Here is a 12714-nt window from a genome sequence, read left to right on the forward strand (position 1 = left end):
GCCCTCCGACGCTCCCGTGCCCCTCCGGTACACGGCCCGGAAGGCCTCCGGCCGACCGTACATCGTCGCAGCTCACCAGAGGCAACGTAGCTGCAGGGGCTCCGAGTTGCTCCGACGCCGTACCGGAGGACGGGGCCGGAACCGTCCACTGGACATGTCCACCCGGGGTGCAGGCGCCCGCCCCCCTGACGTCACCAGGAGATCCCGATGCAGCAGTGGCTCGATGTCCTTTCCGTAGTCGGCGATGTGCTCAACCTAGTAGCCGTGCTGACCGACCTGGTCACGGTGGTGCTCGACAATCGCAGGCGCAGCCGGACGACGGACGGCTGATCCGCACGTCCCGGTCTTGCACCGGGGTGCCGCGAGGGTGGCGTGGACGACTTCGGAAGTTCACGCCACCGCTCAGAGGGCGGTCCGGCCAGAGTCGGCTCCGTCAGGCCGGGTCCCCGAAGCGTCCTCGTACGACCCCGTCGTGCAGGTAGGTGGGCAGCGGAACACCGCCTGCCGTGAGGCGCTTCGTGGCCACCTGCTCCTCGGTGTCGCTCGGGAAGCCGTCCAAGAGGTGGAGGCACTGCTTCACCCATTCGCGTGACCGATTCCAGTTGCCGAGGTCGCGGTGGAGCACGGCCAGCGCGTAGGCGGTCTCTGTGGCGGCCCATCGATCGTCGCCCATTTCCCGCAGGAAGCCGGCCTCCAGGTCGTCGCTAGAGGCGACACGGGTCTCGCTGGTCATGGTGCCCTCTTTTCATACGTTGAACTCCCGGTGGGGTTCAACGCAGTGACAGTCCGATGGTGACGCTCCCCACGGCTTAATAAGTGAAGTTCTCGGCGAGGGTGCGGTAGTCGTGCAGTTCGCCCTTGTCGAACCACAGCCCTACTTCCATGTCCGCCTCTTCCTTGTTCCCGGACGCGTGGACGAGATTCGCCACGGCCTTGCCGGAGGCGAGGCTGGCCGACCGGCTGTAGTGGGAGAAGTCGCCACGGACCGTCCCCGCCGCCGCCTCGTTCGGGTAGGTGTTGCCGACGATCTTCCGCACTGTGGCCACTGCGTCGGCGCCCTCCAGGACGAGCGCGATGACGGGAGTCTGCTGCATGAACGTGGAGGTCATCCCGTACACCTGCGGGCCGAGTCGTTCCTCGAGGTCGAAGTAGTGGCGCCGTGTGAACTCGGCGTCCATCTGCTTCATCTTGACGCCGACGATTTTCAGTGCCGCATCCTCGAACCTGGAAATGATCTTCCCTGCGAAGCCGCGTACCACCGCGTCCGGTTTCAGCAGTACGAGAGTGCGTTCCACCGGCTGCTCCTGCATCTGGCCCATGGCTTCCCTTTCAGCTTTCGAATAGGCGACTTGACGGACGCTCAGAGCGCCACCAGTTCTGAGGTTACCGGCGCCCGGAACGCTGTCTGCCGGACATGCGAAGATCCTCGATCCGGAGGACGTCAGGTCGGTGCATGAGCTACGGCGCAGGCAGGGGCGCGCCGCCGTGTGAGCGCGTACCAGCAGTGAAAGGTACAGGCCCTCGCCCGGTCGCTCACCCGAGAGGAACAGAAGTACCTGTGGACCATCTCCAATCGGTTGCGGATCACTACGCCCATGCGTACCGCACGCTCTCGAAGCTCATCCGGCCAGAGGGTCGGACAGGGGCGAGCTGCCGGGCGGCTGCGCCCGAGGGGTGTTCGACGTTTGAGTACGTGTACGAACCCTCAGGTCGGAAGCCCGTCTTAGGCAATTTATCCGGGGACTTTTCGGGGACTTTCAAGCCTGTCCCAGGGACATTCCGGGGACTTGCCGCGGCCTAAGCAGGGGAGGCCCTGACAGCGCTGAAAGATAAGAACGCGCTGGTCAGGGCCTACTTGCTCAGCACTCGATGATGTTCACAGCCAACCCGCCCCGCGCCGTCTCCTTGTACTTGACGGACATGTCCGCGCAGGTGTCCTTCGCCAACGGGATGGGAGGGCGGACGCGTACGTCGAGGCCGGCAGGTCATCAAGACGACGTGTTCCCGGGCAGGGTCGTCGCGGATGCTCTCAGCGGGCGCCTCGGTCAGCAGGTCACCGACCCGGACGTGGGGGTCAGCCGGATGATCGAAGGAGCGCCGGTGCGCGTGGAGGTCCGGGCTGGAACTGGCCGTAGCGGTGTAGTGCGCTTGATGCGCGTGCGCGGTTAGGACTGAACTCCGAATCTCAGGAACGCCAGTGGCACCGTCGGTGCGGATATTGCGAGGCCCCTTTGGCGAGCACTCTCCGTGAATACTGACGGTCACTCAGATGTCTCTGATGCATCGTCACCAATTTAAGATCATCTTGCACGCGCGTTGCACAAGGTGATGAAAAACAGCGACTATCAATGGAGGGTCCCGCAAGTGTGTAACGGCAGGTCAGTAGGCATTTAGGAGTGTCGTGCCCCTCATCTCCTAGTGATCTGGTTGTGAGTTCGTTGGGCACCACGTGAGGTGCTTTCCGCACCGATTCACGGGTTCGCCTGACGGGTGCCGACTGGCTTCGGTCTGCTGTTGGTTGTGGGTGACAGCAGGCTGGAGCCGCTGGTCCTGAGCGAGACCGAGCGGCGGGTGTTGAGCAACTGGGCCAGGCGTCGGACGACCGCGCAGGGACTGGCCCTGCGGGCACGGATCGTGCTGGCGTGCGCGGAGGGCGGGCCGAACCTGGCGGTCGCGGCCCGGCTGGGGGTGAACAGGAGCACCGTCGCCAAATGGCGCACGCGGTTCCTGCGTGACCGGCTCGACGGGCTCGCGGACGAGCCGCGGCCCGGCGTGCCACGGACCATCACCGATGCCCGGGTCGAAGAGGTGGTGGTCCGCACGCTGGAACAGACACCCGACGGCGGGACACACTGGTCGAAGCGGGAACTGGCGAAGGTCGTGGGAATCTCGCCGGCGAGCGTGCTGCGGATCTGGCACGCCTTCGGCCTGCAGCCATGGCGGACCGAGACCTTCAAGATCTCCCCGGATCCGCTTCTGATCGACAAGATCCGCGATGTCATCGGCCTCTACCTGGCCCCGCCGGCCAACGCGGCGGTGTTCGCGGTGGACGAGAAGCCGCATATCCAGGCGCTTGAACGGACCGCGCCGGTCCTGCCCATGCTGCCGGGTGTCCCCGAGCGGCGCAGCTTCGACTACGTCCGCCACGGCACGGTCGATCTGTTCGCCGCCCTGAACACCGCGACGGGCAAGGTGATCACGAAGCTGTCCGCGCAGCACCGGGCCGTGGACTTCCGCGACTTCCTCGACGAGATCGACCGCCAGACCGATCCGGGCCTGGCGGTCCACGTGGTCTGCGACAACCTCTCCGCCCACAAGGCGCCGGTGGCCCACAAGTGGCTGCTCACGCACCCCCGTTTCCACCTCCACTTCACCCCCACCTACTCGTCGTGGATCAACCAGGTCGAGCGGTGGTTCGCCGAACTGGAACGGCGCTGCCTCGAACGCGGGGTGTTCTGCTCCCTCGACGACCTCAAGGCCGCACTCGAGGACTGGATCAAGGTCTGGAACGACCAGGCCAGACCCTTCAAATGGACCAGGACCGCCGACCAGATCATCGACCGCATCTGCCGCTACTGCTCACGCATCTCCGGACCGGCTCACTAGGGGCACGACACTCCGGCGGTCAGATGTCCCGGAAGATCTCGATCTGCGCGCCGATCGAGTTCAGGCGTTCCGCGAGGTCCTCGTAGCCGCGGTTGATGACGTACACGTTGCGCAGCACCGAGGTGCCGTCGGCGGCCATCATCGCGAGCAGGACGACCACGGCGGGGCGCAGCGCGGGCGGGCACATCATCTCGGCGGCGCGCCAGCGGGTCGGGCCCTCGACCAGGACGCGGTGCGGGTCGAGGAGCTGGAGCCGGCCGCCGAGGCGGTTGAGGTCCGTCAGGTAGATCGCCCGGTTGTCGTAGACCCAGTCGTGGATCAGCGTCTTGCCCTGCGCGGAGGCCGCGATGGCCGCGAAGAACGGGACGTTGTCGATGTTCAGACCGGGGAACGGCATCGGGTGGATCTTGTCGATGGGCGCCTCCAGCTTGGAGGGCCGCACGGTCAGGTCCACCAGCCGCGTACGTCCGTTGTCCGCGAAGTACTCGGGCGTGCGGTCGTGGTCGAGGCCCATCTCCTCCAGGACCGCGAGCTCGATCTCCAGGAACTCGATCGGCACCCGCCGCACCGTCAGTTCCGACTCGGTGACCACGGCGGCGGCGAGCAGGCTCATCGCCTCGACCGGGTCCTCGGAGGGCGAGTAGTCGACGTCGACGTCGATGTTCGGCACGCCGTGCACGGTGAGCGTGGTGGTGCCGACGCCCTCCACCCGTACGCCCAGGGCCTCCAGGAAGAAGCACAGGTCCTGGACCATGTAGTTGGACGAGGCGTTGCGGATGACGGTCACGCCGTCGTGGCGGGCGGCGGCGAGCAGCGCGTTCTCGGTGACGGTGTCCCCGCGCTCGGTCAGCACGATCGGCCGCCCGGGAGTGACGGACCGGTCGACCTGGGCGTGGTAGAGCCCCTCGGTCGCCGCGATGTCGAGCCCGAACCGACGCAGCGCGATCATGTGCGGCTCGATGGTCCGGGTGCCGAGGTCGCAACCGCCCGCGTACGGCAGCTTGAAGGCGTCCAGGCGGTGCAGCAGCGGGCCCAGGAACATGATGATGGAGCGAGTGCGGCGTGCGGCCGCCGCGTCGATCGCCTCCATGTCCAGCTCGCTCGGCGGCACGATCTCCAGGTCGACGCCCCCGTTGATCCAGCGGGTGCGGACACCGATCGAACCGAGCACCTCCAGAAGGCGGTACACCTCTTCGATGCGGGCGACCCGGCGCAGCACCGTGCGCCCCTTGTTCAGCAGCGTCGCGCACAGCAGCGCGACACACGCGTTCTTGCTGGTCTTGACGTCGATCGAGCCGGACAGACGACGTCCGCCGACGACGCGCAGATGCATCGGACCCGCGTAGCCGAGCGAGACGATCTCGCTGTCCAGCGCTTCGCCGATACGGGCGATCATCTCAAGGCTGATGTTCTGGTTGCCGCGCTCGATGCGATTGACGGCGCTCTGACTGGTGCCGAGCGCCTCGGCAAGCTGCGCCTGTGTCCAGCCCCGGTGTTGCCGGGCGTCACGGATGAGCTTGCCGATACGTACGAGGTAGTCGTCTGCCATGGCGCGACCGTATATCGGATGTGAGATAAAAAGAAATGGAGCGCCGCCTTCCGGGTGATGGGCCCCATCGGCCGGTGAGGGCGGGGGAGTTCGGGTGTGGTGGCGCGCCACGCAACAGCACGGCGGCGACCGTCGAGGGGCTCCCGAAGGTGCCGCCCGTCGACGTCGCCGCCGGTGAGTGCCGTGAAGAAACGCGTCTGTGACGGTTCGTCGAGACTGCCGCCCTATGTCGCTCTTGCGTTACTTTGCCTTACGGGTCTTGCGCCAACCGAACGGACCCGGCAGGTCCATCGACGTCGTCCTGCGCCCGGTGGTGCTGTGCGTGTACCTCGGACCGTGGTCGCCGCCCGTGGTGATGGACATCGACTTGCGGTTGATGTTCAGTCGCACGCCGGGAAAGATCTTGAAGCTCTTGCGGAACGTGAGCGGCATGACTGCCCCTTCGCCTCGGTTGCGCCGGGCGATCCCGGCAGAACACCTGGTACCCCGAAAGTGCTCCGATGTGCCTGCCTCTGTCGAGCGGAGACCGCCAACTTCCCTGCGTGACCGTCCCGCTGGGTCCCGCGTCGCGGAAACCGAGGTCCCTGAGGGGCTGATGGAGGGGCACGGTCAGGGGGGCGGCCGGGGTGCGGCCGGGAACGCGGTCGGCGCCCGCGGGTACGGGAGAGGGGTCGGCGCCCGCGGGTACGGGAGAGGGGTCGGTCTCCTGCTTCGTCCGTTCCCTCCGTCGGCGCCCGTCGGCGCCCGTCGGCGCTCGCGGACGTGTCCGCGAGGCGGGGTGAGGCAGGAGGGTCATCATGGCGGAGACAAGGGGGACCCGCGTGGACATCAGGGCGCCCGGACATGACCTGCCCGCGCCCATGTACTAGAGTTATCTCGACATCGAGATATCTGCCGAGGCGTACCGCGGCCGCACTGCGTCGTCCATCCGACGGTAAGGGTTACCTAACTTAGCCTTACCTTAGCGGATTGGCCAGGACGCCGTGGCGGCAGGATGCGGTGGGAACGCGCACATCAATGAAGGAGACTGTCGTGTCGGCGAACAGCTTCGACGCCCGCAGCACGCTGCAGGTGGGCGACGAGTCGTACGAGATCTTCCGGCTGGACAAGGTGGAAGGCTCGGCTCGCCTTCCGTACAGCCTGAAGGTGCTGCTGGAGAACCTGCTCCGTACCGAGGACGGCGCGAACATCACCGCCGACCACATCCGGGCCCTCGGCGGCTGGGACTCGCAGGCGCAGCCCAGCCAGGAGATCCAGTTCACGCCGGCCCGCGTGATCATGCAGGACTTCACCGGCGTGCCCTGCGTCGTCGACCTCGCCACCATGCGTGAGGCCGTCAAGGAGCTCGGCGGCGACCCGGCGAAGATCAACCCGCTGGCCCCGGCCGAGCTGGTCATCGACCACTCCGTCATCGCCGACAAGTTCGGCACGAACACCGCGTTCGCCCAGAACGTCGAGCTGGAGTACGGCCGCAACAAGGAGCGCTACCAGTTCCTGCGCTGGGGCCAGACCGCGTTCGACGAGTTCAAGGTCGTCCCGCCGGGCACCGGCATCGTCCACCAGGTGAACATCGAGCACCTGGCCCGTACGGTCATGGTCCGAGGCGGCCAGGCGTACCCCGACACCCTCGTCGGCACCGACTCGCACACCACGATGGTCAACGGCCTGGGCGTCCTCGGCTGGGGCGTCGGCGGCATCGAGGCCGAGGCCGCGATGCTCGGCCAGCCGGTCTCCATGCTCATCCCGCGCGTCGTCGGCTTCAAGCTCACCGGTGAGCTCACCCCCGGCACCACCGCCACCGACCTGGTCCTCACGATCACCGAGATGCTGCGCAAGCACGGCGTCGTCGGCAAGTTCGTCGAGTTCTACGGTGAGGGCGTCGCCGCCACCTCGCTGGCCAACCGCGCCACCATCGGCAACATGTCGCCGGAGTTCGGCTCCACCGCCGCGATCTTCCCGATCGACGGCGAGACCATCAAGTACCTCAAGCTGACCGGCCGCTCCGAGCAGCAGATCGCGCTCGTCGAGGCGTACGCCAAGGAGCAGGGCCTCTGGCTCGACCCGGCCGCCGAGCCCGACTTCTCCGAGAAGCTGGAGCTCGACCTCTCCACGGTCGTCCCCTCGATCGCCGGCCCGAAGCGCCCGCAGGACCGCATCGTCCTCGCGAACGCCTCCGAGCAGTTCAAGAGCGACGTGCGCAACTACGTCGCCGACGACGACGAGGCGGGCAAGGAGTCCTTCCCGGCCTCCGACTCCCCGGCCGCCACGAACGGCGTCCCCTCCAACCCGGTCATGGTCACGGCCCCCGACGGCTCGACCTACGAGATCGACCACGGTGCGGTGACGGTCGCGGCCATCACCTCCTGCACCAACACCTCGAACCCGTACGTCATGGTCGCCGCCGCGCTCGTCGCGAAGAAGGCCGTCGAGAAGGGCCTGACCCGCAAGCCGTGGGTCAAGACCACCCTCGCCCCGGGCTCCAAGGTCGTCACCGACTACTTCGACAAGGCGGGGCTCACCCCCTACCTCGACAAGGTCGGCTTCAACCTGGTCGGTTACGGCTGCACCACCTGCATCGGCAACTCCGGCCCGCTGCCGGACGAGGTCTCCAAGGCCGTCAACGACCACGACCTCGCCGTCACCTCGGTCCTCTCCGGCAACCGGAACTTCGAGGGCCGCATCAACCCCGACGTCAAGATGAACTACCTGGCCTCCCCGCCGCTGGTCGTCGCGTACGCCCTCGCGGGGTCCATGAAGGTGGACGTCACCAAGGACGCGCTGGGCACCGACCAGGACGGCAAGCCGGTCTACCTCGAGGACATCTGGCCCTCCGAGGCCGAGGTCAACGACGTCGTGGCGAACGCCATCGGCGAGGACATGTTCAACAAGTCCTACCAGGACGTCTTCGCGGGCGACGCCCAGTGGCAGGCGCTGCCGATCCCAGAGGGCAACACCTTCGAGTGGGACCCGCAGTCGACCTACGTGCGCAAGCCTCCTTACTTCGAGGGCATGACGATGGAGACCACCCCGGTCTCCGACATCGCCGGCGCGCGCGTCCTCGCCAAGCTCGGCGACTCGGTCACCACCGACCACATCTCCCCGGCCGGTGCGATCAAGGCCGACACCCCCGGAGGCAAGTACCTCACGGAGCACGGTGTCGAGCGTCGTGACTTCAACAGCTACGGCTCGCGCCGTGGCAACCACGAGGTCATGATCCGCGGTACGTTCGCCAACATCCGCCTGCGCAACCAGATCGCGCCGGGCACCGAGGGCGGCTACACCCGCGACTTCACGAAGGACGACGCCCCCGTCTCCTTCATCTACGACGCCTCGCGCAACTACATCGACCAGGGCATCCCGCTGGTCATCCTGGCGGGCAAGGAGTACGGCTCCGGCTCGTCCCGCGACTGGGCCGCCAAGGGCACCGCGCTCCTCGGCGTCAAGGCCGTCATCGCCGAGTCGTACGAGCGCATCCACCGCTCGAACCTCATCGGCATGGGCGTCCTGCCGCTCCAGTTCCCGGAGGGCGCCACGGCCGAGTCCCTGGGCCTCACCGGCGAGGAGACCTTCTCCTTCACCGGTGTCGAGGAGCTCAACAACGGCACCACCCCGCGCACGGTGAAGGTCACCACCGACACCGGCGTCGACTTCGACGCGGTCGTGCGCATCGACACCCCCGGCGAGGCGGACTACTACCGCAACGGCGGCATCATGCAGTACGTGCTGCGCAACCTGATCCGCAAGTAAGCGGTCCGGCAAGCGAGTCGAGGGCCGCATCCCCGTTCGGCGGGGGTGCGGCCCTTCGCGTTGTCCCGCCCCAGAGGCGGGCGGGCGCCCGGCGGGCCCGCGACAGCCGCGCCCTGCCGGACCGGTGGGCGCGGGGAAGCTCGGGGCGGACCGGGCGGGTGGGTTCGGGCCCGCCCGGTCCGCGAGCCCGGACGGGTCGGGGGAGGCCCAGCCCGGGATGGTGCGGCTTGTGACGACCATGGTGTGCGACAACGTTGTCTGCATGGTCTGCGCATGACTCTATCGTCTCAACGGACAACGATGTCAAGGCAGTTGACGGACATCCCGGCCACACCGTCCGCCGCACCCGCCCCCGCGGGCCGAATCACCGGAGCGGGCCATGGGCGCGTCCCCCGGGGCGCAGGCGGTCTTCCGTGGTACCCGTGGCGCACGTTACTGTCCCAGCGGCTTGTGCGACCCGTGGTGCGCGACCCGTCCGAAGGAGGAGGGGCCGCGTCATGCGTTTCCGTCCGTCAACCGTCCTGCTGGCCGTCGCCCTGACGGTCGCCGGCGCCACTCCGGCGCTCGCCGCACCCCCGTCCGGTCCACCGGAACTCGTCCAGGACCCCACCGTCCACGTCGACCCGCTCATCGGCACCAAGAACGGCGGCAACGTCTTCCCGGGCGCCGTCACGCCCTTCGGCATGCTCTCCTGGAGCCCCGAGAACACCCGCGGGGACGCCACCCGCACGGCCGCGCCGGGCGGCTACCAGTACGACGCCACCCGCATCCGGGGCTTCAGCCTGACCCACATGTCCGGCACGGGCTGCGCGGGCGGCAGCGGTGACATCCCGTTCTTCCCCTACGCCGGTGAGGTCACCTCCTCTCCGGCGAGCGACACCAAGGACGCCGTCTACGCGGCCGACTTCACGCACGCGGACGAACAGGCCGAGCCCGGCCACTACACGGTCGGCCTCGCCTCCGGGGTGACCGCCGACCTCACCGCCACCGCGCGCACCGGCTCGGGCCGCTTCACCTTCCCCGAGGACAAGGCCGCCTCGCTGCTGATCCGCACCGCCAACTCCGAGGTCGGCTCGGCGGACTCGACCGTGCGGATCGACCCGAAGACCCGCACCGTCTCCGGCTCCGTCACCTCCGGCAACTTCTGCGGCTACCTCGACCCCGAGGGCCAACGCTCCTACTACACGCTCTACTTCACCGCCCGCTTCGACCGCGCCTTCACGTCGACCGGCACCTGGCAGGACGACCGGCTCAGCCCCGGGTCCACCGAGGCGAGCGGCGGCACCGGTGGGTTCGCGCAGGGCGGCCGTCCCGTCGCGGGCAAGGGCGCCGGCGGCTATGTGCAGTTCGAGCCCGGCGTCGACCCGGTGAACGTCAAGGTCGGCATCTCGTACGTCAGCCAGGCCGGCGCCGCGGCCAACCTCGCGGCCGAGAACCCGCCGCACCGCTCCTTCGCCTCCGTCCGGAGCGCCGCCCACCGCGCCTGGCGGGACCGGCTCGGCGCGATCGGCGTCGGCGGCGGCACCGACAGCGACCGCACCACCTTCTACACCGCGCTCTACCACGCCCTCCTGCACCCGAACGTCATCAGCGACGCCGACCGCAGATACCGGGGCGCCGACGACGAGGTGCACACCGTGGGCCGGGGCCACGCCGCGCAGTACGGCACCTTCTCCGGATGGGACGTCTACCGTTCCCAGGTGCAGCTGCTGACCCTGCTCGACCCGGACACGGGCTCCGACATCGCGCAGTCCCTGCTCGAACTCGCCCGGCAGAACGGCGGGGTCTGGGACCGCTGGCTGCACGGCGCGAGCGGCACGCACGTCATGAACGGCGACCCTTCACCGGCCGCCCTCGCCGGCATCCGCGCCTTCGGCGGCACCGACTTCGACCTGCGCGGCGCGCTCGCCTCCCTGGTGAAGGCGGCCACCGTGCCGACCGAGGGCGACCTGTCCTCGGCGGGCAAGCCCGTCCTGTCGGTCGGCCAGCGGCCCTCCCTCGACAAGTACCTCGACCACCACTACATGCCGTCCGTGACCAACGCCTGGGGCGGCGCGGCCGAGACCCTGGAGATGTCCGGCGCCGACTTCGCCATCTCCCAGCTCGCCACCGCGGCGGGCGAGACGAAGACCGCCACCGAGTTCGCCGAACGCTCCCAGTGGTGGCAGAACAACTTCAACATCGCGGCCGACCCCGGAGGCGGCTACGTCGCCAACCGCAAGGCCGACGGCAGCTGGGTCACCGGCTTCACCCCGGCGACCGGCAACGGCTTCGTGGAGGGCACGGCGGCCCAGTACACCTGGATGGTGCAGCACGACCCCGCGGGCCTCTTCGCCGCGATGGGCGGCCGCGACAAGGCCCTCGACCGCCTCGACACCTTCTTCCACGACGCCGACGGCGGCTGGGCGTTCACCGGCAGCGGCGGCGACAAGTCCGAGCTGGACAACGAACCGTCGATCAACGTCCCCTACCTGTACGACTACGCGGGCGCGCCGTACAAGGCGCAGGAGACCGTCCGCGCCGCGATGACCCGGCTCTGGTCGACGCGCCCCGAGGGCATCCCCGGCAACGACGACCTCGGCGAGATGTCGTCCTGGTACGTCTTCTCCGCGCTCGGCATGTACCCCCAGGTCCCCTCCCGCGCCGAACTCACCCTGGGCTCACCGCTGTTCCCGAGGATCGAGATCGACCGTCCGGGCCGCGGCGACATCGAGATCCGGGCCCGGGGCGCGGCGGCGGACGCCCCCTACGTCCGTTCGCTGCGCGTCGACGGCCACACCAGCGACCGGCCCTGGCTCCCGGCCTCCTTCGTCCGCGACGGCGGCACGCTGGACTACACGCTGTCCGGAACGCCCGACACGGCCTGGGGCAGCGCCGAGAAGGAGGCGCCGCCCTCCTTCCGCACCGGTGAGCAGCCGTACCAGATCGGGGTCGGCCCGACGGCGGCGACGCTGGCTCCCGGCGGCAGCACCGCGCTCGACATCCGCGCCCTCGCGCTGAGCGGCGGCACCGGACCCGACGTGCGCTTCCACGTGGACACCCCCGACGGTGTGACGGCGACACCCGCCGAGGGCACGGTGACCGACGGCGCCCAGCGGATCACCCTCACCGCCGCCGACGACGCCGAGCAGGGGTTCTACGACGTCAAGGTCACGGTGACCTCCGCCGACACCTCGTACGCGCAGCCCGTGGCCCTCACCGTCGCGGCCCCGGGCTCCCTGCTCGCGGCGTACGACAACACCGGGGTCTCCGACGACGCCGGTGACCACGACGAGGCCGACTTCGACGGGGGCGGCTGGAGTTACTCCCGCCAGGCCCTCGCCGACGCGGGGCTGACCCCGGGCGGGCACGGCACGGTGGACGGCCTCACCTTCACCTGGCCCGACTCGCCCCCCGGTCGCCCCGACAACGCCTCGGCGACCGGCCAGACCATCGAACTCGCCGACCCGGTCGGCCGGTTGTCCTTCGTCGGCAGTGCCGTCAACGGCAACCAGGAGAGCCACGCGACCGTAACCTACACCGACGGCGGCACCGACTCCGTCGAACTGGCCTTCACCGACTGGACCGTCGGCGGCGGGGGCGGCACCGTCCAGTACGGCAACGCCACCGTGGCCAAGGCCGCGTACCGCAACGTCGCCGGCGCGGACAAGGACCCGGTGGCCACGTACGTCTTCGCCACCAAGCCCTTCGAGGCCCCGGCCGGCCGTACCGTCAAGAGCGTCAAGCTCCCGGACAACGCGGACCTGCACGTCTTCACCCTCGCCGTGAACAAGTGAGGTCATAGCAAGCCGAGTTGATCCGCCACGAACGGG

At 68.8% G+C, this 12714-nt stretch carries 8 protein-coding genes; 4 read left to right on the forward strand and 4 right to left on the reverse strand.

Features of this window, described 5'->3' with window-relative positions; all coding sequences use genetic code 11:
* The first annotated feature begins 207 nt into the window (after positions 1–207).
* Positions 208–330, forward strand: coding sequence for a hypothetical protein (locus tag ACIRQH_RS26735; protein WP_404227129.1), 123 nt, complete (start codon positions 208–210; stop codon positions 328–330).
* Between the two features lie 103 nt (positions 331–433).
* On the opposite strand, the gene ACIRQH_RS26740 is transcribed toward ACIRQH_RS26735, so the two are convergent.
* Both ACIRQH_RS26740 and ACIRQH_RS26745 read right to left on the reverse strand, forming a co-directional pair.
* Positions 434–733, reverse strand: a complete 300-nt coding sequence (locus ACIRQH_RS26740; RefSeq protein ID WP_404227130.1) for a hypothetical protein — start codon at positions 731–733, stop codon at positions 434–436.
* A 76-nt stretch (positions 734–809) separates the two neighbouring features.
* A complete protein-coding gene (locus ACIRQH_RS26745) occupies positions 810–1319 on the reverse strand; it encodes a nucleoside-diphosphate kinase (protein WP_404227131.1) in 510 nt (169 codons plus the stop codon).
* 1201 nt (positions 1320–2520) lie between these two features.
* On the opposite strand from ACIRQH_RS26745, the gene ACIRQH_RS26750 reads away from it, so the two are divergent.
* Positions 2521–3606 (forward strand): IS630 family transposase, encoded by a 1086-nt coding sequence (locus ACIRQH_RS26750; RefSeq protein WP_404227132.1) that lies wholly within the window; start codon positions 2521–2523, stop codon positions 3604–3606.
* 19 nt (positions 3607–3625) lie between these two features.
* On the opposite strand, the gene ACIRQH_RS26755 is transcribed toward ACIRQH_RS26750, so the two are convergent.
* Together ACIRQH_RS26755 and ACIRQH_RS26760 are read right to left on the reverse strand one after the other, a co-directional pair.
* Positions 3626–5155: a UDP-N-acetylglucosamine 1-carboxyvinyltransferase gene (locus tag ACIRQH_RS26755; RefSeq protein ID WP_358818442.1), complete on the reverse strand. Its 1530-nt coding sequence runs from the start codon at positions 5153–5155 to the stop codon at positions 3626–3628.
* 240 nt (positions 5156–5395) lie between these two features.
* Positions 5396–5587: a DUF4236 domain-containing protein gene (locus ACIRQH_RS26760; protein ID WP_081219920.1), complete on the reverse strand. Its 192-nt coding sequence runs from the start codon at positions 5585–5587 to the stop codon at positions 5396–5398.
* Between the two features lie 600 nt (positions 5588–6187).
* Between ACIRQH_RS26760 and acnA the strand changes: the two genes are divergently transcribed.
* Positions 6188–8902 (forward strand): aconitate hydratase AcnA, encoded by a 2715-nt coding sequence (acnA, locus tag ACIRQH_RS26765; RefSeq protein WP_388933323.1) that lies wholly within the window; start codon positions 6188–6190, stop codon positions 8900–8902.
* A gap of 497 nt (positions 8903–9399) precedes the next feature.
* Positions 9400–12678 carry a GH92 family glycosyl hydrolase gene (locus ACIRQH_RS26770; protein WP_404227134.1) on the forward strand — a complete coding sequence of 1093 codons (3279 nt, stop codon included), beginning with the start codon at positions 9400–9402 and terminating at the stop codon, positions 12676–12678.
* The last annotated feature ends 36 nt before the right edge of the window (positions 12679–12714 follow it).

This window comes from Streptomyces sp. NPDC102279 (assembly GCF_044766365.1).
Classification (GTDB): Bacteria; Actinomycetota; Actinomycetes; order Streptomycetales; family Streptomycetaceae; genus Streptomyces.

Excerpts from the sequence above, each read along its gene's own strand:
- ACIRQH_RS26745 (WP_404227131.1), bottom strand. The coding sequence starts at position 1,319 with ATGGGCCAGATGCAGGAGCAGCCGGTGGAACGCACTCTCGTACTGCTG.
- ACIRQH_RS26770 (WP_404227134.1), top strand. The coding sequence starts at position 9,400 with ATGCGTTTCCGTCCGTCAACCGTCCTGCTGGCCGTCGCCCTGACGGTC.
- ACIRQH_RS26760 (WP_081219920.1), bottom strand. The coding sequence starts at position 5,587 with ATGCCGCTCACGTTCCGCAAGAGCTTCAAGATCTTTCCCGGCGTGCGA.
- ACIRQH_RS26755 (WP_358818442.1), bottom strand. The coding sequence starts at position 5,155 with ATGGCAGACGACTACCTCGTACGTATCGGCAAGCTCATCCGTGACGCC.
- ACIRQH_RS26740 (WP_404227130.1), bottom strand. The coding sequence starts at position 733 with ATGACCAGCGAGACCCGTGTCGCCTCTAGCGACGACCTGGAGGCCGGC.
- ACIRQH_RS26735 (WP_404227129.1), top strand. The coding sequence starts at position 208 with ATGCAGCAGTGGCTCGATGTCCTTTCCGTAGTCGGCGATGTGCTCAAC.